The 24409-nt window shown below is 58.4% G+C and carries 26 protein-coding genes and 1 tRNA gene; 13 read left to right on the plus strand and 14 right to left on the minus strand.

What is annotated here, in order from left to right; translation table 11 throughout:
• Positions 1-2 precede the first annotated feature (2 nt).
• Both ACR0MS_RS07825 and ACR0MS_RS07830 read right to left on the minus strand, forming a co-directional pair.
• Complete coding sequence (locus tag ACR0MS_RS07825) at positions 3-497, minus strand: alpha/beta fold hydrolase (protein ID WP_480571270.1); 495 nt, start codon at positions 495-497, stop codon at positions 3-5.
• Between the two features lie 151 nt (positions 498-648).
• Positions 649-1164 (minus strand): TetR/AcrR family transcriptional regulator, encoded by a 516-nt coding sequence (locus ACR0MS_RS07830; RefSeq protein WP_480571267.1) that lies wholly within the window; start codon positions 1162-1164, stop codon positions 649-651.
• Positions 1165-1443: 279 nt separating this feature from the next.
• Between ACR0MS_RS07830 and ACR0MS_RS07835 the strand changes: the two genes are divergently transcribed.
• The 5 genes from ACR0MS_RS07835 to cysE are packed head-to-tail and all read left to right on the plus strand — an operon-like array spanning position 1444 to position 4781.
• A complete protein-coding gene (locus ACR0MS_RS07835) occupies positions 1444-2052 on the plus strand; it encodes a TetR/AcrR family transcriptional regulator (RefSeq protein ID WP_480571264.1) in 609 nt (202 codons plus the stop codon).
• Positions 2049-2927: an SDR family oxidoreductase gene (locus ACR0MS_RS07840; RefSeq protein ID WP_480571261.1), complete on the plus strand. Its 879-nt coding sequence runs from the start codon at positions 2049-2051 to the stop codon at positions 2925-2927. Before ACR0MS_RS07835 ends, ACR0MS_RS07840 begins: the two co-directional genes overlap by 4 nt.
• Complete coding sequence (locus tag ACR0MS_RS07845; protein ID WP_480571258.1) at positions 2928-3260, plus strand: putative quinol monooxygenase; 333 nt, start codon at positions 2928-2930, stop codon at positions 3258-3260.
• Positions 3253-3933, plus strand: a complete 681-nt coding sequence (locus tag ACR0MS_RS07850; protein WP_480571254.1) for an SDR family NAD(P)-dependent oxidoreductase — start codon at positions 3253-3255, stop codon at positions 3931-3933. Before ACR0MS_RS07845 ends, ACR0MS_RS07850 begins: the two co-directional genes overlap by 8 nt.
• A 50-nt stretch (positions 3934-3983) precedes the next feature.
• Positions 3984-4781, plus strand: a complete 798-nt coding sequence (gene cysE / locus ACR0MS_RS07855; protein ID WP_480571251.1) for a serine O-acetyltransferase — start codon at positions 3984-3986, stop codon at positions 4779-4781.
• Between the two features lie 66 nt (positions 4782-4847).
• Here the strand turns inward: cysE and ACR0MS_RS07860 are convergent.
• Positions 4848-4924, minus strand: a tRNA-Arg gene (locus ACR0MS_RS07860).
• 114 nt (positions 4925-5038) lie between these two features.
• Between ACR0MS_RS07860 and ACR0MS_RS07865 the strand changes: the two genes are divergently transcribed.
• Both ACR0MS_RS07865 and ACR0MS_RS07870 read left to right on the plus strand, forming a co-directional pair.
• Entirely contained in the window at positions 5039-6064 is a 1026-nt protein-coding gene (locus ACR0MS_RS07865) for a LacI family DNA-binding transcriptional regulator (RefSeq protein ID WP_480571248.1), read from the plus strand.
• 4 nt (positions 6065-6068) lie between these two features.
• Entirely contained in the window at positions 6069-7280 is a 1212-nt protein-coding gene (locus ACR0MS_RS07870; RefSeq protein WP_480571245.1) for a winged helix-turn-helix domain-containing protein, read from the plus strand.
• 3 nt (positions 7281-7283) lie between these two features.
• Here ACR0MS_RS07870 and ACR0MS_RS07875 read toward each other — a convergent pair whose 3' ends face one another.
• Together ACR0MS_RS07875 and hpaR are read right to left on the minus strand one after the other, a co-directional pair.
• Positions 7284-7982: a fumarylacetoacetate hydrolase family protein gene (locus tag ACR0MS_RS07875; protein ID WP_480571243.1), complete on the minus strand. Its 699-nt coding sequence runs from the start codon at positions 7980-7982 to the stop codon at positions 7284-7286.
• A gap of 122 nt (positions 7983-8104) precedes the next feature.
• Entirely contained in the window at positions 8105-8533 is a 429-nt protein-coding gene (gene hpaR, locus ACR0MS_RS07880; RefSeq protein WP_480571240.1) for a homoprotocatechuate degradation operon regulator HpaR, read from the minus strand.
• A 247-nt stretch (positions 8534-8780) separates the two neighbouring features.
• Between hpaR and ACR0MS_RS07885 the strand changes: the two genes are divergently transcribed.
• On the plus strand, positions 8781-9551 hold the full coding sequence (locus ACR0MS_RS07885; protein WP_480571237.1) for an HpcH/HpaI aldolase family protein: 771 nt from the start codon (positions 8781-8783) through the stop codon (positions 9549-9551).
• Between the two features lie 4 nt (positions 9552-9555).
• On the opposite strand, the gene ACR0MS_RS07890 is transcribed toward ACR0MS_RS07885, so the two are convergent.
• Complete coding sequence (locus ACR0MS_RS07890; protein WP_480571234.1) at positions 9556-10698, minus strand: DUF3095 domain-containing protein; 1143 nt, start codon at positions 10696-10698, stop codon at positions 9556-9558.
• Between the two features lie 142 nt (positions 10699-10840).
• On the opposite strand from ACR0MS_RS07890, the gene ACR0MS_RS07895 reads away from it, so the two are divergent.
• From ACR0MS_RS07895 to ACR0MS_RS07910, 4 genes are all read left to right on the plus strand, one after another.
• Positions 10841-12013 (plus strand): MFS transporter, encoded by a 1173-nt coding sequence (locus ACR0MS_RS07895; RefSeq protein ID WP_480571231.1) that lies wholly within the window; start codon positions 10841-10843, stop codon positions 12011-12013.
• A 20-nt stretch (positions 12014-12033) separates the two neighbouring features.
• Entirely contained in the window at positions 12034-13068 is a 1035-nt protein-coding gene (locus tag ACR0MS_RS07900) for a glycosyltransferase family 4 protein (protein ID WP_480571228.1), read from the plus strand.
• A 111-nt stretch (positions 13069-13179) separates the two neighbouring features.
• On the plus strand, positions 13180-14202 hold the full coding sequence (locus ACR0MS_RS07905; protein WP_480571225.1) for an aspartate-semialdehyde dehydrogenase: 1023 nt from the start codon (positions 13180-13182) through the stop codon (positions 14200-14202).
• A 253-nt stretch (positions 14203-14455) separates the two neighbouring features.
• Positions 14456-14749: a hypothetical protein gene (locus ACR0MS_RS07910; protein WP_480571222.1), complete on the plus strand. Its 294-nt coding sequence runs from the start codon at positions 14456-14458 to the stop codon at positions 14747-14749.
• Positions 14750-14772: 23 nt separating this feature from the next.
• On the opposite strand, the gene ACR0MS_RS07915 is transcribed toward ACR0MS_RS07910, so the two are convergent.
• The 8 genes from ACR0MS_RS07915 to ACR0MS_RS07950 form a co-directional block, all read right to left on the minus strand.
• A complete protein-coding gene (locus ACR0MS_RS07915; RefSeq protein ID WP_480571219.1) occupies positions 14773-15465 on the minus strand; it encodes a hypothetical protein in 693 nt (230 codons plus the stop codon).
• A 109-nt stretch (positions 15466-15574) separates the two neighbouring features.
• Positions 15575-16621, minus strand: a complete 1047-nt coding sequence (locus ACR0MS_RS07920; protein ID WP_480571215.1) for an ABC transporter ATP-binding protein — start codon at positions 16619-16621, stop codon at positions 15575-15577.
• Positions 16621-17868 (minus strand): MGH1-like glycoside hydrolase domain-containing protein, encoded by a 1248-nt coding sequence (locus tag ACR0MS_RS07925; protein ID WP_480571212.1) that lies wholly within the window; start codon positions 17866-17868, stop codon positions 16621-16623. Before ACR0MS_RS07925 ends, ACR0MS_RS07920 begins: the two co-directional genes overlap by 1 nt.
• Before the next feature lie 5 nt (positions 17869-17873).
• Positions 17874-19082 (minus strand): carbohydrate ABC transporter permease, encoded by a 1209-nt coding sequence (locus tag ACR0MS_RS07930; protein WP_480571209.1) that lies wholly within the window; start codon positions 19080-19082, stop codon positions 17874-17876.
• Positions 19082-20314, minus strand: a complete 1233-nt coding sequence (locus ACR0MS_RS07935) for a carbohydrate ABC transporter permease (RefSeq protein WP_480571206.1) — start codon at positions 20312-20314, stop codon at positions 19082-19084. Before ACR0MS_RS07935 ends, ACR0MS_RS07930 begins: the two co-directional genes overlap by 1 nt.
• Before the next feature lie 66 nt (positions 20315-20380).
• The gene (locus ACR0MS_RS07940) at positions 20381-21736 is read right to left on the minus strand and encodes an ABC transporter substrate-binding protein (RefSeq protein ID WP_480571203.1); all 1356 of its coding nucleotides are present in this window, start codon (positions 21734-21736) and stop codon (positions 20381-20383) included.
• Positions 21733-22887: a LacI family DNA-binding transcriptional regulator gene (locus tag ACR0MS_RS07945; RefSeq protein WP_480571200.1), complete on the minus strand. Its 1155-nt coding sequence runs from the start codon at positions 22885-22887 to the stop codon at positions 21733-21735. The genes ACR0MS_RS07940 and ACR0MS_RS07945 overlap by 4 nt, the downstream gene beginning before the upstream one ends.
• Before the next feature lie 308 nt (positions 22888-23195).
• The gene (locus tag ACR0MS_RS07950) at positions 23196-23846 is read right to left on the minus strand and encodes a carbonic anhydrase (RefSeq protein WP_480571197.1); all 651 of its coding nucleotides are present in this window, start codon (positions 23844-23846) and stop codon (positions 23196-23198) included.
• Between the two features lie 150 nt (positions 23847-23996).
• Between ACR0MS_RS07950 and ACR0MS_RS07955 the strand changes: the two genes are divergently transcribed.
• On the plus strand, positions 23997-24380 hold the full coding sequence (locus tag ACR0MS_RS07955) for a hypothetical protein (protein ID WP_480571193.1): 384 nt from the start codon (positions 23997-23999) through the stop codon (positions 24378-24380).
• Positions 24381-24409: the final 29 nt, after the last annotated feature.

Below are 24409 nucleotides of genomic sequence, written 5' to 3' on the forward strand. Positions count from 1 at the left end.
GATTATTTGGGTTGGAGTTGAGCCGATTCCGTTGGCAGATGGCCAACGTCAACGGCGCCCGCGTCAATATCCGAGATCACAGCCTCGACATCAGCGATAAGGTTTTCAAAGGCATAGGCCTCGGGCACAGTTGGCTGATCGCTCAGGTTGAAGCCCCGCAAGCCCGTCGAAGCGACGCTGTAATCCGACGACAACCCATCCATCTGACGCCACCATGTGAGCCAGTGATCGGGAAATTCATGTACGAACAAGACCGGGTCACCCGACCCGGTCACCGCATAGTGGATAGAGGCACCGGATCGCGACGTGGTATGATGTCCGACGGAGTTTTCAAAGTCGCTTAACGCGTCTGCTCCGGCCTGAAACCCTGTCAGCAGAACTAGCGTGGCCGCAATCATCGCCCAAACGGAGGGCTGTTTGGAACAGCTATCGACGGAGGATTGAGACGCGGTGTTTCTGGGGATCTTTCGGGCAGGACCGGTTGTCTTCAATCGCATGTCAGTAGCTCCAAAATAAGTTTACCGACATTTTTGATTACAATCGTAATCTAATCAAGAGAAAGCTGATCACACTCTGTTGAGGTTGATGAAAATCCGGTCCGTTTTGCGTCAATCAGATCGCAGCATTGCCAGCACGAGGCGCGGTATTTCAGCCCTTTGGTTTGGCCGGTGCGTCGGTCATCGCTTCGACTATTTCAGCGCTAAGGTCGCTCTCGCCAACCGCGCGGGACAGGATCAATGCCCCGACAAGACCGCAGAGGGTTTTCACCTCTTCCGACCGCTCCATCGGGGCGTGATCGTGCAAAATCCCCAATGACTTTTCGACAGCTTCGGCAAAAAGGTCCTGAAACGGCTTACCGCGTCTCGGGGCTTCTGATCCCAGTGTCGAATAGGTGCACCCCAAGCCCCTGTGATGGATGTGATCTTGGGACAAATACCATTTCTTAAAGTCGGCAAGGGGATCAGAGGCCTCTGCCTTCAGCGCCTCGCGCCAGGCGGCCCTGTTCTGTTTGAAGGCGTAGTCGGCCGCCTCAAGAACCAGGGCATCTTTGCTTTCGAACTGTTTATAGAAAGCGCCATTGGTCAGCCCGGCCTGTTTCATCAACGGCCCGATGCCAACCCCGTCAACGCCTTGCTCCCGAAACAGCTTGGATGCTGTGTCCACAACATTTTCCCGGTTTCTTTGTGCCGTTTCCCTATTTACGCGCATTGTCTTACGTCTCGCTGCTTTTTCGGTTGTTTAGGATTGCGAATCTCTTTCAATTTTAGATTATAAGTGTAATCTTCAGGCGAATCTATCCGCAAGTAACTCTCCTGCCGGTCCTCAATCCGCGCGCCAAACCTGAACCAAAGACTGCCCCTCACAAATTCGTGAGTTCATGTGAGTTCCAGTTTATAAGAGACTGGTCTAATAAAAACTGAAAGCCACGAACAGGACCCCCTCATGGCCCGCCCTAAGAACCCTAAAGCCCTTGCTGCAAGCCGCGAAAAACTTCTCGACGCCGGTGAGCATTCAATAAGAACCAAAAGCTTCGCTGAAAGCGGGATCAATGACATCCTTGACACAGCCGGAGTGCCCAAGGGGTCGTTCTACCACCACTTCCCCTCGAAAGAGGCGTTCGGAATCGAAGTCGCCCGCCGCTATCACAAGCGGCAGGTTGAATTCGCGCAGGATTGTCTGAACAACCCCTCTCTGCCACCTCTGGCCCGTGTTCAGGCATTCTTTGAAGGCGCGCGGGACGACATGAAAAGCCGCCAATACGCCCAAGGTTGTCTGATGTGCAACCTGTCGACCGAACTGGCCGATGAACGGCCGGTTTTTCAGGCCGAACTCGATACCCATTGGAACGAACTTATCGACGAGTTGAGCCAATGCCTGCGCCAGGCTGACTTGTCACAAATCGGACTACAACACCTGTCCCCGACCGAGGCCGCCGATTGGCTGCTGAGTTCTTGGAGCGGGGCACTGACCCGAATGAAAGCCAGCGGCACCGACAAACCGCTGTCTCTTTTCATGCGCACAATTTTCAAAACAGAGGATACGAAATCATGACGACTTCCAAGACTGTATTGATCACAGGCGCCAGCCGCGGAATCGGCCTGCGCACCGCCAAGATGGTGGCATCGCAGGGGCACAGGGTTTACGCCGCGATGCGCGACGTGACCGGGCGCAACAAATTGGCTGCCGACGCCTTGGCCCAGTTTTCCCATGACGTCGCAGGCAGCATTGAACCTGTCGAGTTGGACGTGACAGACGAAGCCGGCTGCGAAGACGTCGTTCAAAGAATAGAAATGACGCATCCGATTGACGTTCTGGTGAACAACGCGGGGGTCATGCCAGTTGGACTGACCGAAGCCTTCTCGTTGGATCAGGCCAAGGATCTGTTCGATGTGAACCTTTATGGCATCATGCGTATGAACCGCGCGGTTCTGAAATACATGCGCCCCAGAAATCAGGGTCTAATCATAAGCCTCAGCTCGGTTGCCGGGCGGTTCGGCATGCCGTTCTTCGGTCTTTACTGTTCCAGCAAATGGGCGATGGAGGCGTATTGCGAGGCGCTGCACTATGAGCTTGAACCCTTTGGCATTGAATCGATCCTGATCGAGCCAAGTGGTCACGGGACCGATCTGGTTGTGACCGCACCTGCCCCCAGCGACACCGCCAGACTCAGCGAATATGGCGATCTGGCAAAGGGCCGGGACCGGCTGCTTGGCATGTTCCGCGGGATGTTTGACGAAGGCGATGCCAGCACAGACGCCAATAACGTGGCCGATCGCATCGCCAACCTGATCGAGATGGAAACCCCGCGCCCCATCCGTACACAGGTTGGTCACGACATGGGCGTGGCCGCCTACAATGATGCTGTCGCACCAATTCAGGCCGAACTCGTGAAGGGCCTCAAACCCGTCTATATGGGAGAGGTCTGAATGACCGGAACCAAGAAAAAGCTGTTCCTGTTCGCCACGATCCGGACGAAGCCGGAATATTTCGAGATGGCCAGGGACGCGCTGAACGAGATTGTTCCACCGACCCTGCAGGAACCCGGTTGCCATATCTTTTCGGCCTTTGAAAGCAAGACCGAGGCCAACACGCTCAACCTGTTTGAGTGTTTTGAAGACGAGAACGCTCTGACCGAGCACTATGCCAAGGCGTATACGAAGCGGGTACTCCAACAATACGAGGAATGGCTGAGCGCACCTGTCGAGGTGGCTAAAATGGCGGCAACCTCACCTGTCTCGTGGGAACAATTCCATGAGTAAGGTTGCTCTGATTGTGGGCGCCGGGCCAGGGCTCGGCGCATCATTCACCCGCACCTTTGCGCAATCCGGCTATGATGTGGCGGTGGCGTCCAGACAGGCCGCCCCACTCTGGTCAAAGATCGGCGCAAAACACTTTGTCTGTGACGCGTCCGACGCAGACAGTGTGCGGAACATGTTCAGCCGTGTCGACGCCGAGGTCGGATCGCCCGAACTGGTTGTCTACAACGCCGGTGCTTATACCCGCGGCCCCATCGCTGATCTGGATCTGGACGCTGTGCGCGCGACGCTGTCGGTCAACGGGTGGGGCGCGCTGGTCGTTGCGCAAGAGGCCGCGCGGCGAATGATCCCGCGCGGAACCGGCACAATGCTGTTCACAGGTGCATCGGCTGGGTTGAAAGGATTTGCGCAATCAGCTCCGTTCGCAATGGGTAAATTCGCGCTGCGTGGATTGTGCCAAAGCCTTTCGCGAGAGCTGGCCCCAAAAAAAATCCACGTGGCTCATGTCGTCATCGACGGGGTGATCTATCAACCCGACCGCGGTGCCCCCTACGACGCCCCCGACACCACCCTTCACCCCGATGAGATCGCGCGCAGCTATCTTGAACTGTCTCGTCAGCATAACAGCGCCTGGACTTATGAAATCGAACTGCGCCCCCATGTCGAGACGTTCTGAAACCAAGATGTCAGCAGCGTCTGGACCCTGCGCAAAACAGGAGACAAGTCATGAAACTGGAAATCGCAAACCGGCATTCACGGCAGGCGATGTCCGAGGTTCTTTTGACCGAGATTGAACAGTCGATGGCAGAGGACCCGTTCATGCGCGCGCTGCTTGCTCATCTCGTGGACGCACGGTCCCTTGAAAGGCTGGTGGCAAATCAACTGGCCTCCGTTCTGCAGACCGCAGGGTTCGAGGACTATATCCTGTCGGACATGTTCACGGAATTGCTGCTGGCAAACCCCGCAATCCCAAATGCCACCGTCGCCGATCTGGAGGCTGTGCGCGCCCGAGACCCGTCCTGCACCAGCTTCCTGCACGCGCTTCTTAATTACAAAGGGTTTCAAGCGCTTCAGGCCCATCGGATAGCACACCAGCTTTGGAATGACGGTCGACCGCAGGTTGCGTCTTGGCTGGCGAACCGGGTTTCACTTGTTTTTGGTCCGGATATTCACCCGGCGGCCCAGATTGGACGAGGTGTCCTGATAGATCACGGCTCTGGCGTCGTGATCGGCGAAACCGCAGTGATCCTTGACGACGTGTCGATCATGCAGAACGTCACCCTTGGCGGCACCGGAAACGAAACCGGTGATCGCCACCCGAAAATCGCAAAAGGCGTGATGATCGGAGCAGGCGCCAAAATCCTGGGAAACGTCCAGATCGGTGCCATGAGCAAGGTTGCGGCGGGAAGTGTCGTACTAAAGGACGTTCTGCCAAATTGCACCGTCGCGGGCATTCCAGCGAAAGTGGTACGGTGGCACAGCACCGAACAGGTCCCGTCGCAATCCATGGATCAAAGAATCTAAGACCTCGCCTGTGCGACTTGTGAAATTGGCATAACACATTGCCAAAACAAGGCTTTCTGACCACCCTGGCGACCCCGGCAGGATTCGAACCTGCAACCTGCCCCTTAGGAGGGGGCTGCTCTATCCAGTTGAGCCACGGGGCCGCGCAAGGCTCTCTCTACCTGTGTTTTTTCTGGTTGTCATGACCTTTGCGCAACAGTTGTAAAATGCGCTCTGTTCACGCTACCATTCCACAAAACAACAACGCAGGTACCCCAGTGACGACAGATACTAAACGCCCGCTTACCCTTCGTGATGTCTCTGAGGCGTCCGGCGTATCCGAGATGACGGTCAGCCGGGTTCTGCGAAACCGGGGGGATGTATCCGACGCCACCCGGACACGGGTTCTGGCTGCGGCCAAGGAATTGGGCTATGTGCCGAACAAAATCGCGGGGGCATTGGCGTCAAGCCGGGTCAATCTGGTCGCGGTCATTATTCCGTCGCTCTCCAACATGGTTTTCCCGGAAGTACTGACTGGAATCAATCAGGTCTTGGAAGATACCGAGTTGCAACCCGTAGTCGGCGTCACAGATTACCTGCCGGAAAAAGAAGAGAAAGTTCTCTACGAGATGCTTTCGTGGCGGCCCTCAGGTGTGATCATCGCCGGGCTGGAACATACGGACGCGGCCCGCGCCATGCTGGATTCGGCCGGGATCCCGGTGGTCGAGATCATGGACACCGACGGTAAACCGGTCGACGCCATGGTAGGGATTTCGCACCGTCGGGCCGGGCGCGAGATGGCTCAGGCAATCCTCAAGGCCGGCTATGAACATATCGGGTTCATGGGCACAAAAATGCCGCTGGATCACCGGGCACGCAAACGGTTCGAAGGCTTTACCGAAGTACTGGGCAAGCACGGCGTCGAAATCGAAGATCGCGAATTCTACTCTGGTGGGTCGGCCCTGGCCAAGGGGCGCGAGATGACGCAGGCCATGCTGGAACGCTCACCCGAACTGGATTTTCTGTATTATTCCAACGACATGATCGGCGCGGGTGGCCTGCTTTACCTGTTGGACCAAGGCATTGATGTACCCGGCCAGATCGGTCTGGCTGGTTTCAATAATGTCGAGCTTTTGCAGGGTCTGCCACGCAAGCTGGCCACGATGGACGCCTGCCGGCTCGAGATCGGGCGCAAAGCGGCCGAAATCATCGCCGCGCAGCTTGCCGACCCCGATGCAGAGGTCGACACCCGTGTGACCCTGACCCCCAAGATCAGCTATGGCGATACGTTGAAACGACGCTGACCTGATGGCGCTTCGTCAACTGGACAATCGAACTGCGCGGGCCGTGTTCATGGATCGGCACGCGCTTCTTGAACCGCCGACAGGCAGCGCCAAGGGAGCAGACCTTCTGGACCTGATCCAGAGGTTGGGCTTTGTGCAGCTGGACAGCATCAACACCGTGGCCCGCGCCCACGACATGATCCTGTTTTCCCGCAGACCCAGCTATCGCCCGAAAAATCTCAAACACCTCTATGAAAAAGACCGGGCGCTGTTCGAACACTGGACTCATGACGCAGCCGTAATCCCCATGGAGTATTACCGGCATTGGCATCTCAGGTTTCAACGTGATGCGGATTTGTTGAAATCCCGGTGGAAGAACTGGCGTCGGGATGGGTTCGAGCAGCGGTTTGAGACCGTCTTGCAGCATATCCGTGACCACGGGCCAGTGTCTTCGTCAGATGTCGGCAAAGACGAAAAGAAAGGATCGGGCGGCTGGTGGGACTGGCACCCGTCCAAGACTGCACTGGAGTTCCTTTGGCGGTCCGGGGCCTTGACCGTGATTGGGCGGCAGGGATTTCAGAAACGCTATGACCTGACAGAACGCGTGATCGACGACCACCTTTGCCCCGGAAAGCTGCAGGTCGATCCCGAAGAAACCGTTGACTGGCTGTGCAATGCGGCGATGGACCGGTTGGGATTTGCGACCTCGGGCGAGCTGGCCGCGTTTTGGGATACGGTCAGCACCACCGAAGCGCGGGAGTGGTGCAAACAGGCTCTAACAAAAGGAGATCTGGAGGAAATTGACGTGACCTGCGCCGATGGTCGGACGCGCAGGATGCTGTCTCGGCCCGACTTCGAAGACGTAGGCCAATTGAGCAAGCCACCGGGCCGCGTCCGTGTACTTAGCCCATTTGACCCCATGCTTCGCGATCGCAACCGGGCCGAAAAGCTGTTTGGGTTTCACTACAGGATCGAGGTATTCGTACCCGCCCCAAAACGAACCTACGGATATTATGTATTTCCGCTGTTGGAAGGTGACCGAATGATCGGTCGCATCGACATGAAGGCCCACCGCGACGACGGTGCATTGCGGGTCAGCGCGGTTTGGCCGGAACGGTCCGTCCGCTGGTCTGCGGCGCGGACAGGGCGGTTGGAATCAGAGTTCGACCGGGTTCGCAGGTTCGCCGGCCTTGAGCGTGTCGAGTTTGCAGAGAACTGGCTGAAAGACCCTGTTTAGGGTCTATTCCGCCGCCGATAGGGTCAAGCTTATCGGTTGCAAACCGTCAATCGTACCCTCCAGCCTGTCGCCAGCTTGCACCGGCCCAACGCCCGCCGGGGTGCCTGTCATGATCAGATCGCCGGGCCGCAGATGGTAATAGCCTGAAAGATGGCTGATGATTTCGTCGATCTTCCATATCAATTCGTGCAGCGTTGCGTCCTGATGCACCTCGCCATTCACGCTTAGAACAATACGCTTGTCGTCATCCGGCGACCAGTTCGCAGCGCGGGTCAGGGGGCCGAAGACTGCCCCGTTCTCAAGGTCTTTGCCAAGATCCCAGGGGCGCTGTTTATTTCGCTCCCGTATCTGCAGGTCACGGCGGGTCATGTCCAAAGCGCACCCGTACGCATACACGGCTTCTGCGGCCTCGGCGCGGGACGCGCGAAAAACGGGGGTGCCGATCGCAACGGCCAGCTCCATCTCGTGATGGAAGTTTTCTGTTCCCGGCGGGAACGGCACAGTGGCCCCGGACAAAACCGCATTGGCGGCAGATTTCGTAAAATAAAACGGCGCTTCGCGATCAACCTCGTGGCCCATCTCGGCGGCGTGTGCCGCATAGTTCCGCCCAACGCAGAAAATGCGACCCAAAGGATAAGGGGACGACAGCCCCTCGACCGGAATTCCAAGCGGTTCTGGCAGCGAAAACAGGATGTCCGACATAATGCCCCCTTTGTCTGGCAACGACAGCGCATCTTAGTCGACAAACCTGTGGGGGCAAGCAGGTGAGTTGCCTTTAGAAAGCAGCGCGGTTTGGCGGCCCAGAACCAGAAGCCCCAAAAGGGCTACAGATCGTGCAGGTCGTTCAACAGGTCAAGCAATGCCTCGTGACGTTCGGGGCCCAGTTGCTGTCTGATTTCTTCGGCAAGATGCTTCATCACTTCGATATTGTCCTGAATAATCCGCTCACCCTGCGCCGTCACCTCGACAATCTGGCGACGCTTGTCGCCGGGATGAGTCCTGCGTCGGATCAAACCCTTGGCCTCCAGTTTTTGCAGTATCCGCGTGAGGCTGGGCAGCAGAAGACAGGCTCGCTCTGCAATATGCGTGGGTTCCTGTGGGCCTTCCTCTTGCAGAACGCGCAGGACACGCCATTGCTGTTCTGTCACGCCAGCATCGGTCAGCATCTTTCGAATAGGGCCCATCACACGTTCGCGTGCCCGCAGCAAAGCTATGGGCAACGAGCGCGACGTAAGTGGCAAGTCGTTGGGCATAAGGAATCTTGGACGAATTCGTTCCAGACTGCAACTCGTGCGTGTATTTCCGAAAAACCTATATTTAGAGCCTGATATTTATCTCACTGAATGACATCACCCGCGCAGAACTTAAATAACCGCCCGAACCTTCTCGGGCGGTGGTCGGTCCTTCACTTTTGGGCTGGTCAAACTCGGAACCACTGGGAATGATGCTTTCAAGACTCGATCCCCGAGCTTGTCCGGTCACAGACATAGAGGTTCCAACATGCCCGCCCCTACAAACAGCTTCAAACAGGCTTTGCAAAACGGTGACAGGTTGATCGGCTGCTGGAGCAGCTTTGCCGAGGCTGTCACGGCCGAGATCATGGGCACGGCCGGGTTCGACTGGCTGGTGATTGATGGAGAGCACGCGCCAAACGACATTCGATCCGTTCGCGATCAACTGATGGCGCTGTCGTCCAGTCCGACCCATCCCGTTGTCCGGGTGCCCGTAGGCGACACTGCATTGATCAAGATGGTTCTGGACGCAGGGGCACAGACCATTCTTGTTCCCATGGTTGAGACCGCGCAACAGGCGCAGGAACTGGTGCGCGCCTGCCGCTACCCGCCTCAGGGCGTGCGGGGCGTTGGGGCCATGGCGTCACGGGCGACGATGTACGGAACGGCCACCGACTATATTCACACCGCAGACGCCCAGATATGCCTGTTGGTGCAGGTCGAAAACCGCGCCGGGATCGAGGCTCTGGACGACATTCTGAAGATAGAGGGCGTCGACGGTGTCTTTATCGGACCTGCGGATCTGTCTACGGATATGGGATATCAGGGCGACAGTACCGCACCCGAAGTGCGTGCCGTGATTGCAGATGCCATGACACGGATCAGGGCCGCGGGCAAAGCCCCGGGTATTCTGGGAACGACGGATGAGGCCAATCAAGCCTATCTGGATATGGGCGCCCAGTTTCTGGCGGTCGGCATTGATGTCATGTTGCTGGCCCGGGCTGCCCGCGCACTGGCTGCGCAGTGGAAAGGGAAATAACGCCTCAGCCCTGCATGGCGGCGGCTGCCTGAGCATATCCTCCGGATGCGCCATCCACAAAATGAACGTGATCGTCGCGCGTGGCCGCCGGAACAAAACAGGTCATCATCGCCTCGTCCTGTGCGTGCAGGCCATAGCGGATCTTTCCCTGTCCACGGGCCTGTTCAAGCATTATCCGGATTTGCGACAGCGTCGCCGCGTCGCAATCCAGCGTCATCTTCAACCCGTCGTCGAACTTCCGGTAATCCGCGTTACGACTGACCATCTGCTGATAGTGCTCGGGCTGGAAGTTTCCCATGGGCCGACCGATCTTGAACAACAGGTAGATCAGCAGGTTCTGCACCAGCAACCCCAGTTTCTGAAGGGTAACATTGCGGCCCCGCCGGGACACATGCGCGTCGATGTCCAGACCCGGCGGCGGCCAGTGCATTGGCGGGCCGTTCACTGGCACAGGATGACCCGCCCGCTCCAACCCTTCTGACGCGGCCAGAACGGACTGCGCCAGATCTGCAAAATCGCTCTCGGTCGCGTGTGAGGTCGGCTCGATCACCAGTGACACGATCTGACCATGAACCGCCTTGATATTCGACCAGCGACAGGACAGGCCCGTCAGGTCCGGCTGGGCACCGGGCTCCGCAATCGGCACAGCGAACGCGCCCGCTTTCATCTGCGCCTCGGCCCAGGCCAACCCGCCACCCGAGAACATCGCATAGTCCACGCCGTCAGACGGGGCATAGCGGGCGACGCGCAAGTCCCGGCCCGCCGCTCGGATTTCGGCAACGGGCATCAACGCTGCACGCAAGGATATTGCGAACTCTTCTTCCGCCCAGCGCCGCAAGGCAGCCAGTGTGGATCGGGCGTCTTCAGCGGCGCTTGCGGGGACGGCAAACCCTGCGCCGTCTCCACCAAACACGTAAGGGAAGTCGTTGCCCTTCATGGCGTTGATCATGGCAGAGATAACGGCAGCGTCGACCATATTTACCGTCTTGTAGCGACCTTTGGCAATTTCTGTAGTCGAGTCGACAATATCGGCAACCCCGACGACCCAATCGTCAGGAAGGGCTGAAAACTGCACGGGATCAGCAAGCCGGGCAAAATCGCGCAGCAAAGGAAGACTGTCATAGAACGCGGCCTGAGCGTCTTTCATAATCGCCTCGATCGGAAATTATCCCTCAGTGTAGCGCGATCTCCGCCACTTTCCCACGAAATCGTCACGACACACGCGCTTGTGTGAACCTGTTTGTCGTGCCAATCAGGTCCGGTCAGCCGATGGGGAAGAGGGGCGTTAGATGAAAGCAGGTCTGGTGGTGTTGTGTCTGGGCTATGTGCTCAGCCAGTTTTTTCGTGCTTTCCTGGCCGTTCTCACCGTCGATCTTGGGCGCGACATCGGTGCGACGCCCGAGGATCTGGCCTTTGCGTCAGGCCTTTGGTTTCTGGTCTTTGCGGCCATGCAATTGCCCGTGGGCTGGGCATTGGATCGGGTCGGCCCCCGCCTGACAGCGGCGGTCCTGCTGCTGGTCGGCGGTGCAGGTGGCGCGGGCCTGTTTGCCGTGGCCACCACGCCGTTTCACATTACCCTTGCGATGGGGCTGATCGGCGTTGGATGTTCCCCGGTTCTGATGGCCTCTTACTACATATTCGCGCGCGAGTTTCCGCCTGCCAAGTTCGCGACCCTTGCGGCCTTGATGATGGGGGTCGGGTCGGTCGGAAATCTGGTGGCCTCATACCCGACAGCGCTTGCCGTGGAATTGATGGGGTGGCGCAATACACTTTGGACGCTGGCCGCGGTTTCGGCAGTTGTGGCGCTGGGTATTCTTTCAACGGTGCGTGATCCTCAGCGGATCGAAACCGAGCAGAAAGGGTCTGTGCTTGACCTGCTCAGGGAACCGGCGCTATGGACCATCTTACCCTTGATGCTGGTGGCCTATGCGCCTTCGGCTGCGCTGCGCGGTCTGTGGGCGGGCCCGTACCTGCGAGAGGTGTTTGGGCTGACCACGTCGCAGATCGGTCAGGCGACGTTGTTCATGGGGGCCGCGATGATCGCGGGTATCTTTGTCTATGGACCATTGGATCGCGTGTTGGGCACTCGGAAATGGGTTATTTTCGGCGGCAATGTCCTCAGCAGCCTGGCGCTGACGGCGATGTGTTTCTGGATTGAAGCATCCGTCTGGCTATCCGTGGCTTTGCTGGCCCTGATCGGCTTTCTTGGCGCGGCCTTCCCGGTCATCATGGCGCATGGGCGCGCGTTTATCGCGCCGCATCTTGTGGGGCGCGGTGTTGCGTTGCTCAATCTTTTCGGCATCGGGGGCGTTGGGCTGGCACAGTTCGCCTCGGGGCGGATCCACGCGGCGACGGTGGACATGGGCGCAAGCGCACCTTACACAGCAATATTCGGATTTTTCGCCATAGCCGTCGCGCTTGGCTGCGTGATTTACCTGTTCAGCCGCGATAGCCTGGACTGAGACTCTTCGGGAGAACCCCTTTGACAGACCCGCGCGTCATTGCCCCCAATCTCAAACGCAGGCTGTCGGGCGTGACTGCCACAATTGCGCGACTGGTGCCCCTACAAGGGCAATGGATCGACATTGCCGCCACCGGTCCGGGTCTGCCCGCCGATATCCCGCACATCCCGCTGGGCCGCCTGCCCTTTCTGCCCCGCAAAACCCTGCGTGTCTGGCACGCGCGCCGCAACACCGAGATGCTTTTGGGCCTGTTCCTGCGCAACATCCTGCGCCTGCGGTTGAAGCTGCTATTCACCAGCGCCTCGCAACGCGCCCATACCGGCTATACCAAGTGGCTGATCGGCAAGATGGACGCCGTGGTCGCCACGTCGCGCAAGACTGCCGGATATCTGGACCGGGACGCGCAGGTCATTATGCACGGCATCAACCTGCAGGATTTCACCCCGCCCGAGGATAAGGCGGCGGTTCGTACTCGCTTGGGTCTGCCGGATGGTCTGCTGCTGGGCTGCTATGGCCGCATCCGTCATCAGAAAGGCACTGACGCTTTTGTCGATGCGATGATCGGCCTGTGTGACCGGGTCGATGACGTCCACGGCATCGTAATGGGCCGCGCGACCGAGAAGCACACCGCTTTTCTGGCCGAGCTGAATGACAAGGTTGCCGCTGCCGGTCTGTCCGACCGCATCCTGTTCATGCCCGAAATCACCGTTGACCAGATTGCCGAATGGTATCAGGTGCTGGACCTCTTCATCGCCCCCCAGCGGTGGGAAGGGTTCGGCCTCACCCCGTTGGAAGCGATGGCCTGCGGCGTGCCCGTCGTGGCCACCGATGTCGGAGCGTTCTCGGAAATCGTCACCGACCCTACGCTGGGCCGTATCATCCCACCGGACGACATCCCCGCCATGGTGGACGCCAGTGCGCAAATGCTGAAGAACCGCGAATCCCTCGCCCAATCCGGCCGCGCCGCCCGTGCCCATGTCGAACAGAATTTCGATATCAACGGCGAGGCAAAGACCCTTGTCGCCCTCTACGAACGGCTTCTGACCGAAAACTGAGGCGATGCGCCGCGTCAAATCGGTGTCATCGGGCGAAATATGCCCGGAAAACTCTTTTTTCTTTGCTGCAACGCGGCTATGAACGCGCGTCCTTAACTTTGGAGACATGAAATGGGCTATCGCGTCGTTGTCGCCGGCGCCACGGGTAACGTGGGCCGCGAAATGCTGAACATCCTGGCGGAACGCCAGTTCCCCGTCGATGAACTTGCTGTTCTGGCAAGCCGTCGTTCGCTGGGTACCGAAGTAAGCTTTGGCGACAAGACACTGACCACCCAGGACATCGACACCTTCGACTTCACCGGCTGGGACATGGCGCTGTTCGCCATCGGCTCGGACGCGACCAAAATCTATGCGCCCAAGGCGGCTGCGGCGGGTTGCGTGGTGATCGACAACAGCTCGCTCTATCGCTACGACCCGGATATTCCGCTGATCGTGCCGGAATGTAACCCGCAGGCGATCCACGACTATAAAAACAAGAACATCATCGCCAACCCCAACTGCTCGACCGCGCAGATGGTTGTCGCGCTGAAGCCGCTGCATGACCGCGCCAGGATCAAGCGCGTTGTTGTCTCGACCTATCAGTCGGTTTCGGGCGCGGGCAAAGAGGGCATGGATGAGCTTTGGGATCAGACCAAGGCCATCTACAACCCCACCACCGAGGTTGAGCCGAAGAAGTTCCAGAAACAGATCGCCTTCAACGTCATTCCACAGATCGACGTCTTCATGGAGGACGGCTCGACCAAGGAAGAGTGGAAGATGGTGGTCGAGACCAAAAAGATCGTCGATCCGTCGATCAAGGTCACCGCGACCTGCGTCCGCGTTCCGGTCTTCGTCGGCCACTCCGAAGCTGTGAACATCGAGTTCGAGGAATTCCTGGACGAGGATGAAGCCCGCGACATCCTGCGCGAAGCACCGGGCATCATGGTGATCGACAAGCGCGAACCGGGCGGCTACGTCTCGCCCATCGAATGCGCCGGTGACTTTGCCACCTTCATCAGCCGCATCCGTCAGGATTCGACCATCGAGAACGGCATCAACCTGTGGTGCGTGTCCGACAACCTGCGCAAAGGTGCGGCGTTGAACGCGGTTCAGATCGCAGAACTGCTGGGCCGTGAGGTTCTGAAAAAGGGCTAAGGTCAAATCGGCCAGAAAAACGAAGGGTCAACCATAGGTTGGCCCTTTTTTTATTGCTCACCAATGACCTCAGCCAAATGGTGCCCGGCTAGGTAAAAAATTTCATCAAGGCCCCACCTGGGAAATACCCGATGAAACACATTGCGATGAACCAAGCGAACCGGGGGCGTTTTCGGAATGTGAACAAAGCAAACACGCCTCCGGCAAACATGAAAATGACAAACCCGAGCGCAGTGTAGATCAGCGGAAGCAAATGAGTAAATTGTTCGATACTGAAATTTTCATCCGCCCCCATATCAACAATCCGCCGCGCCGTCACAGCGATTGGATACACGATGAGGGCGACGACAATGCGATACCCCATCGTGATACCCCTGTTCTGTGGGGCCGGTTTCGCAGACGGACGAGGGTGGTGTGCAGCCGAAGCTCTGTCGGCCTGAAGCTTGCGAATATGATCACTTTGTCGCTGATCGAACATACTAGAATCCCTGAAACTCAATACACGCAAAGCGTGCAGTATGGATTGAAAAAACACAAGCCGTACTAAGGTCGTTTTGGCGCAAACAGTGTTTAAAGAACCCCGACGGGGCAGCGGACCAAGCCCCAACCGTCATCGACTCCGGCAGCTTTCAAAGCTGAAACGAGACGTTCAGAGAGGAACAGAAGTTCGGGAATTTTCGGGTCGATCCGGATGTCGGGCCCGTCCAGTGCTTCGGGGGTAACGACCAGTTTGTGTTCCCAACCCGATCTTGGCGTGAACCTTTTCCCGTATCTATTGTTCAATGGAGCCGTCAAATCACCCTCGGGCCCCAACGCCAAATAGTTCCCCATCGACCGTTTATTGCACACATTCAGGATGTAATACGGCTCATCCGTGGTTGCATGGCCCGCCGGGGCCTGCAATCTGATCAAGTGGAAATAGGTTTCGCCCAGATCGAACTGTTCCAAAACCGTTTTGGCCGAGTCTGACAGCACCGGCAGCCCGCCTCCGTTCATGAAACTAGGTGCAGGATTGCCGTCCTGCGAGCCATAGTACCAGACATCGCCAATTTCTTCTGCCGTCAGCACCTCGCCCTTCGGAACTTTGTTATAAGTGCGTTGCAGCAATTCGCTGTATTTTTCGCCAATTTCTTTGGGCTGACCCGCACGCCAGTGCCGTTCATATTCCCTCCGCGTCATCGGAGTTACGCCAACCGTGTCGTTCCAAGTCGTAGAAATCCAGACGTGGGGCTCCCGTTCGGGAAGGTCGTTTTTCGTATGCACAATCACCACCTGAAATCACTTCGATCAATGAATCGCTGAAATTTCAGACAGCTTACAGCCTCTGTGCGGATCGGAAAGATGCAAACTCACCTATTTGGGACCGATCTGCTCACAAAGCCTGTCCTTCCCCATCAAAGAACTGCAATTTCTCGGGCGCGAAATGCAGACCGATCTGTGCCCCGGCCTTGATTTCGGTATCTCCCCCAAGGCGGACGGTGACTTTTTCTTCGGTGCCGCAGTCGACGATGATGAACATGTCAGCGCCTAGATATTCGACAACCTCGACCACGCCATCGCTGTGGCCTGCGCCCGGCTCGACCACGCTGATATGTTCGGGGCGGATGCCCAGCCGTGTTGCCTCACCCGTCCGGTCAAATGGACCGCTGCCGCCGTTTTCCAGACGGAACTGACCCCCGGCCACGGTACAGGGCAGGACGTTCATTTTCGGGCTGCCGATGAACTGCGCCACAAACAGGTTGGCTGGGCGTTCATACAGTTCGCGCGGGGTGCCGACCTGCGCGATCTTGCCGAACTCCAGCACCACGATTCGATCGGCCAGCGTCATCGCCTCGACCTGATCGTGTGTCACGTAGATCATGGTTCGGTTCAGGCTTTGATGCAGCTTGGCAATCTCATAGCGCATTTCGACCCGAAGGGCGGCATCAAGATTGGACAGGGGTTCGTCAAACAGGAACGCGGTCGGGTCGCGCACGATGGACCGACCGATGGCCACGCGCTGACGCTGTCCGCCGGACAGGTCTTTGGGGCGGCGTTCAAGATAAGGCTCTAACTTAAGCACTTCGGCCGCTTTTCCAACGCGCTCGGCGATATCGGCCTTGGATACACCCGCCACTTTCAGCGAGAAGCCCATATTCTCGGCCACCGACAGATGGGGGTACAGGGCATAGGACTGAAACACCATCGTCAGCCCCCGTTTCGAGGGCGGGTGGTCGGTCACATCCGCCCCGTTGATCAAAAGCCCCCCGCGCGAGATGTCCTCGAGCCCGCCGATCATGCGCAACAGGGTGGACTTGCCGCATCCCGAGGGGCCGACAAAGACGACAAACTCACCTTCCTGAATTTGCAGGTCGATGCCCTTGATCACCTGCACGTCGCCGAACCACTTCTCGACGCTTTTGAGTTCGATGCTGCCCATCAGTTCCTCCCTGCCCAGTGCAGCCAAACGGCAGCGGTCCACGTGAATGAATTGCCACCTGCGGGCCCACCGGTGAGCGGATCGAAATACTCGGCAAAGCCATGTCCGGCGATCAGGCGCGCGGTTTTCAGGCGCAGGGCTTCGGCCTCGACCCCGTGGCCCATTTCGGCCAGTCCAAAGCCGGTCAGCATATTCATGAATGCCCATGTCGGGCCGCGCCAGTATCGGCGCTCGTCGAATTTGGGCATATGCGGGTCATAGCTGGGAATGGGGTGCGGCACGGTGGTCAGTACCGTCTTGACCCGCTCTAGCATACGGGCCGAGTCAATCCCCGCATACCAGCACAAATAGCTCGCGTTAGAGACACTTTCTGCCCATTCACCAGTATGCGCATCCCGTGCGTCAAACGCGCCCAGTGCCTCATTCCATAAGGACCGGGCACCCGCCTCAAGACGGTCGATATCGGCGCAAAGACCGTCAGCCTCAAGCCCGAGGTCTTTGCTTACGGCCAGCAGATCACGGGCGGCGCGCAGGGTGGTGAAGCTCATGGTCGGGTCGGCCACGCGGAACGGGTTCAGCTCCAGCAGCTTGGCCTGATCCCAGCCAACCTCACGGCCGATATTCACCAGTTTGATATAACGGTCATAGTCGTATTTCGTCGGGCGGTCGGCGCTGTTGACATGGCTGGTGTCGCGACGCTGGTATTCGCCCACGTCCGAGGCATCAATCGCCGCCATCGTATTGTCCCAGTCGGGGGCGTTGTCGCGCCCGGCCTCCCACGGGTGGGTGGTGCAGACCGCGCCGTGATCGTCCAGCCGCCACGCCATGATCCACCGGTGCCAAGCCAGCATCTTGGGGAACAGCGCGCGCATCCGTTCTTTGCCTGTCACCGGATCCATGTCCAATAACCGCCGGGCCATCGTTGCGGCCAACGGAGGCTGAATGATCCCCGAAGACGGGATCGGCCCCGTTCCGCCCCACACGTCCGGCCCCGGAAAATAGCCCGGATCGGGTTTGTGAAACAGGATATGTGGGACCATGCCGTCCGCCCACTGACCCGAGAACAACGTCTCAAGCTCAACCCATGCGCGGTTGATGTCGAACTCGGCAAAACCGAGTGCGGCAACCGCGCTGTCCCAGTTCCATTGGTAGGGATACAGACCACTGGTCGGGATCGTGTAGCCGCCCCTGTCATTGGCAATCAGGATGTTGCGGGCCGATTCACTCGGCGTGGTATAGTAGTTCATGTCAGTCATCCTTTGACCGAGCCTGCCGTCAGGCCCTTGGTCATGAAACGCTCAAGCCCCAGAAACAGGGCCATGATCGGAACGGTGGCAATCACCGCCCCGGCCATCAGGTGTTGGCGTGGAATTTCCGAAGAGTTCAGCATCGTAACACCTCGGGTCAGGGTGAATTTCGACGGGTCGTCCAGCAGCATGAAGGCCAGCAGGAATTCGTTCCAGGCGATCATGAAGACATAAAGCGACACCGACGCCAGCGCGGGCAGGCTGAGCGGCAGGGTGATTTTCCAGATTACCGCCAGACGTGAAAGGCCGTCCATCAGACCGGCCTCCTCCACCTCGGTCGGCAGGCCCCGGAAATACCCTTGCAACATATAAAGCGCGACGGGGATCGTTGTGACCGGGTAGATCATCACAATGCCGAGGATCGAGTTGCGCAGACCCGTCAGAGAAAACGCGATGTAGATCGGCAACGCCAGCACGATCATCGGCACCATGTAAATCAGCAGGATCGAGCGCGAGAACGCCTTTTGCCCTTTGAACCGGAACCGCGCCACCGCATAGGCTCCGGGAACGCTGAACAACAGGGTGATGAACACCGTCAGGACCGACACATAGAACGAGGTCCAAAGGTAGGTGCCGAAATTGAAATCGCGGAACAGCTCGGTATAGCTGCGGAACAGCGCCCAGCCTTGCGACAGGTCGACCGAGAAATCCAGCGGGTTCTGCAACAGGGCCTGTTGCGATTTCAGACTGGTCATCACCATGACATAGAAGGGAATGACGACGATAGCGGTGAAGAAGATATAGCCAAACCCGGTGCAGAACCGGATCACCGCATCCTCGAACTCATGCCGAGTGAGGTCCCCAAAGGGCGTATCCCGCAGGATCGCGGCCAACGACAGGTGCGTGACAATGGCCATGGCAAACACCGTGACCAGCACGGCCTGCACAGATGTGTCCGAACCGATCAGGACAGGCCCGAACCCGGTCAGAGCAGACAAGCCCAACAAAGCCGAGGCTCCCAACCGCGCCGGTGCGCGATGTGCTGGAAACCGGACGTAGATCAGCCCGACAACCGCGCCCCAGATCAGGCAGAGCAAGACCTGCGGACGAAACGCCGCCCCGGTCGAGAAGGACATTGTGATGGCAACCGTTGTGGCGATCACCACCAGCCAGAGCGCGCCCAGAACCGGGCCCGTGATATACCCTTTGCGCATCACAGGCCCTCCTCTCGGCTGATAAAGCGGAAGAAGACAAAGCTGAAGGCAATCAGGCACATCAGGATTACCACGGCCACAGCCGCGCCTGCTCCGATGTTGGAGATCGCAAAGGCTTGCTCATAGACATTCACGGTCAGGGTGCGTGTGCCCGCATTGCCGCCAGTCAGCAGGAAGATGTCGTCGAACTTGTTGAACGTCCAGATAAAACGCAGCAGGAACAGCACCGACAGGATGCCCAACAGTTGCGGGATGCTCAGCAGCCAGAATTTCTGGAAGGGCGACGCCCCGTCCATATCCGCCGCTTCATACATGCTGGAGTCGATGGATTGCATCCGCGCCAAAATGAACAGGAAGGACAGCGGGAAATAACGCCAGATCTCGAACACCGTGACCATGATCAGCGCCAGAGGGCGCTCGCCGAAGAAATTGATCGGCTCGCTGCTCAGCCCCATCTGCACCAACAGCGCATTGGCCGAGCCTGAGAACGGGTCAAACAACGTAACCCACGTAAAGGCCACGGCGATCACCGGGGCCACGTAGGGAAACAGGTAAAGCCCCCGGATGATCCCTTGTCCTTTGAAACTTTTGTTTAGCAACAGAGCCGCGAACAGGCCCATCACCAAGGCTCCGATGGTGCCGAAAACCGTGTAGAACAGCGTGACCCACAGAACGCCCCAGAACTCATCCCCGTCAAAAACACGGGCGAAGTTTTCAAAGCTGAACTCGAAATTGGTCAGAACGCTTGGGCCGCTGCCGGTGACGCCGGGTTCGGACCCTTCGATCGCCTCTTCAAAGGCGTCAGGGTCTCCGTCCACGGTAACGGGAATACGGATGCGTTCGCGCTGACCACCTTCCAACGCGCCGAAGTCACAGAACAGGTCCCGTCCGTCCAGCACACAGGGGGCCGAGATTTCGCCCGCCGTTACGCCATCAGGCAGCACATCTGTCACGGTCACGCCTTCAATGGCGATCTCCTGACTTGAGTTGCGTACGCGGTATTCGATCCGCAGATCCTCGCCTGATCCGCGCAGGCTTTCACGCACAACGGGCGCAGGCGGGCGCAGGTCAGACAGGGTGAACGGCTTGAAACTGATCCAGAAGATCGCCAGCAAGGGCAGGATCACCACAAGCGATACACTGATCACGGTCGGAGAAAGCAGCGCCCAGGCCAGACGCGCCTCGCGTTTGGCAAGCGCCCCGGTTCCGGTCGGTGGGGTGGCCGAAGACATGGGTGGACCTCAGAGGGTTAGGTGCAGCGGCGCGCACGCCGCTGCAGATGCCGGTCAAGCAGGGGTCTACTGAACCTTGGCAAGTTCTTCGTTCATCGCAGCCACGGCAGCGGCGGCGTCGATCTCATCGTCGATATATTGACGCACGATCCGGTTGATGGCCTGAGAGTTGATCATCTTGGACGCCAGCGAAAGCTGCCCTTCGGCCACACCCCAACGCTGTGCCACGTCCAGACCGCCGACGATCTCGTCGATCATCGCCTGATCGTACAACTCACCCAATGGGGCTTTACGATCAACGCCTACGGGCAGTTCCGCCCAGGCTTCGGCAAAGGCCGTCGGGTTGTCCGCAGTGCCGCGACGCACCGGGAACTTGCCCTCGGGCGCGATGGCCAGCGTCTGGGTATAGCCGTCATCCATGGCGAATTTCACAAACTCCATCGCCGCATCGGTATCGGCATCGTTGGTGATCCCGAAATACCGCACGTCCCCCCAAGCCGCGCCATCCGGGTTGGACGGGCCTGAGAAGTTGGTCACAATTCCCGTTTTCGACGCCAGATCGCGCGAGGTTGGGTCATCCGTGATGGTGGGCGGTGCGCTGTCGCGCAGACCGGCCAATTCGTCCAGAATGAAGGGTGACCAGATGATCATCGCGGCCTTGCCATCGAAATACAGCTCGCGCGATTGCTTCCAATAGAGCTCACCCGGAGGCGAGGCTTTGGAAATCGCCTTGTAGAAATCCAGAACCTCGGTGGTCTTGGCTTCGTCCAGAGGCTGGAACCCATCCGGGCCAACGGGCGAAACGCCGTTGGCAAGGAAGACATGCTCCAACACCTGGCTCATGAAGTTCTCGTCAACCTTCGTGGCCGAGACAAAGCCGTACATTTCCGGCGGGTTATGCAACTTATCCAGCGCAGCCAGAACATTGGCATAGGAACTTGGGGCTTCCAGACCGGCCTCGTCGAACAGGTCCTTGCGGTAGACGACCATCTGGGTCCAGCCATCAACCGGGACCGAGGCCGTTTCACCGTTGAACGCCGCCATTGCCAGCGCGCCGGGGGCGAATGTGTCCGCACCCAGTTCCTCGATCACCTCTGTTGCAGCTTCGGTATCCAGAATACCCGCCTCGGCCCAAGGCAGAGCGTATTGCAGCGTGTGATAGACAACGTCCGGCAGATCACCGGCAGCAAAGGCTGCGGTTGCACGCGTACCCAGATCGCTTTCGGTGACAGGGATCACTTCGACCGTCGTTCCGGTTTCAGCTTTGAACTGGTCGGCCATCTCCTGCTGCTTGGCCAGACGTTCCGGCTGTTCCTCGGTGGTCCAGAAGCGGATCGTATCCGCCTGCGCCGACAGCGCGCCAAGCATCACTGCCAGCGATGTGCCCAGCATCAGTCGGGACATCTTGGGTGTAAGTTTCATGATCGGTCTCCCCGGTTATGATTATTGTCAGTCTGTATTATGTGCGCCAGTTCCTGTGGCGTTCGTGTTGGCGGTCCGTCCGATCCACCCTCGACCAGGGTGGCTTCGGTCAGTTCGCGTAAACCTGCGGGGTCGTCGCCCCGGATTTGCCGGATCAGCATCGTCGCCAAACGCTGTCCGGCCATGTGGGAATCCACCGCAAAACTGGTCAGAGCCGGGCGTGCGTATCGGGATTCGGGAATGCCGTCATAGCCGATGACGGACACGTCACGCCCGATCTCAAGCCCAAGATCCTGCGCGACCGGATAAAAGCCCAAGGCCGCCAGATCCGTGGCAAAGACAATCGCCGTCGGGGGGTGTTCGACCTGCATCAAGGCCATGGCCTGCGCTGCGCCCTCATCCCGCGTTCTGGCGCCGTCGCGGATCAACTCGGGGTCCAGAGGCAATCCCGCCTTGTGCAAACCTTCGGCATATCCGTCGCGGCGCAGGTGGCTGTAATTGAACTTGAGGTCACTGCCGACATAGCCGATGCGCGTATGGCCAAACCCGGCCAGCCGCAAAACTGCATTGCGCATCGCCGTTTCGCCCGCAACGTCGAACCACGAGGTTTCCTCCCACGTGTTCGGTTGCCCGTACCCGGTGCGACCGTACAGGATATGCGGAACTTCAAGGCTGCGCAAAAGGCCGATCCTTGCGTCCTTGACTGCGGTCCGGGGCAGAATGAAACCATCCGCCTTGCGCTCTTCGAACAGTCTGCTGAGGACTGTCAGCGTGTCCCGTTCCGAGGTCGCGGTCGAAATCGTCATGGTCCAGTCAAGGTGGCTGGCAGCTTCGCACGCGCCCGCCAGAAAATCCTGCAGGAAAGGGTTATGACGATCAGGTTCGTCACTGTTCAACACCATCGCAATTGCGCGGACCTGACCGGTTCGGATGGCCTGCGCATGGCTCAGAGGGCGATAGCCCAGCTTGCGCGCCGCCGTTTCCACCCTGGCGCGGGTCACGGCCGAAATATCCGAGTACCCGTTCAACGCCCGCGACACCGTGCTTTTCGACAAGCCCAGATGCGCAGCCAGTTCGTCCAGCTTGACGCGCCCAGAGACCGAGGGGCGGTCTGCGGCATCGCGCGACCGATATGAAAGATTCGCCGTCATTGATTGCGATTTTTTGTTCCGAAACCGGTTTCGGCAACGAAAAAGTTAAAAAAAAGTGCAGAATGGCTAATTTTTCGGCTTCTTCTTATCGGGCAAGTGCGCTGCTGGGCCGTTTCAACCGGGCAAACGCCTTTAATTTAACCAACGAGGTTTGCGTTTGAACCAATGTCCAATGTTGGCGGACAACACAGTTTGCGGATCAGCCGACCTGAATCGCTTCAGGCTGGGTAAAGGATGTTGGATCAAAAAAGGGCGCAGAATCAGAAAACTGATCCCACGCCCGTCATATGTGTAGAAAACCCGACGGTTTAGACGACGACGAATTTCTTCTCTTGCGGATCATAGCATTGCAGCCCGCCTTCGCCGATATCGGTCCACAACCCATGCAGGCTGAGCGAGCCATCCTGCACCGCCGACGACACAAACGGGAAGGTCATCAGGTTCTCCAACGAGGCCACAACTGCCTGCCGTTCAAACTGGCGCGCCTGCTCCGTCCCGTCTTCGACATCCGAAACCAGCTCGTATTTCGGTTTCAGGATGTCCATCCAGCGGCCGACAAAGCTTTCTTTTGCTTCCAACTGCGGGGCCTGTCCCTTGCACATGTCAATGCACCCCTGAACCCCGCCGCATTGCGAATGGCCCAACACGATCAGATGCGCGACTTTCAGTGCGGTTACGGCATACTCGATTGCCGCGCTCGTGCCGTGGTGATCACCATCCGGGGCGTAAGGCGGTACGAGATTGGCGATATTGCGGTGAATGAAGAACTCGCCCTGATCAGCCCCGAAGATCGAAGTGACATGAACCCGACTGTCACAGCACGAAATCACCATGGCGCGCGGACGCTGCCCCTCTGTAGCCAGACGGCGATACCAGACCTGATTCTCGGAATAAGTGGTGGCTTTCCAGCCATGATACCGTTTGACCAGATAGTTCGGCAAAGGCTTGGCATGATCCATGTTCGTGTCCCTGATTTGTTCGCTGTGGGCTGCTCTAGCCCGAATTCGCGGAAAATTCGAGCAATTATCCTTCACCAGAGCAAGGTTTTGCAAAGAACTTCCCGGTCAAAGTCACATCGTACCGTGGGGGTATAGTGAATTGGGGAATATGTGGTGGAAAATATTATCACGCTTGAACACAAGGAATCTGTCCGACTGGACCCGGACCGCCTGAACGGGTTGTACCGGCAGCTTGGGGAAAAGAACGCATTGGACGTGCTGTGTCGCACGGTCGAGGAGTTGGCCGTGCGCCTGTCGAATTGCGAACGGTTCTGGCGGCAGCGCGATTGGACCGGACTGCGCAAATGTTCCCGGTCTTTGGTGGCAATCGCGGACCAGATCGGCATGACAGCGCTGGCTGGCGTTGCAGATGACGTGGCCCGGAATGTGGATGCCGGCGATGCGGTCGCCACCGGTGCCACCCTGTCGCGCCTCATTCGCGTAGGCGAGAAATCCCTGACCGTTATCTGGGACCAGCAGGACCTTTCGGTCTGACAGGGGCTTGCGGATGGAGTGTGGGCGGC

It is taken from the genome of Ruegeria sp. CJ2, from assembly GCF_056536745.1.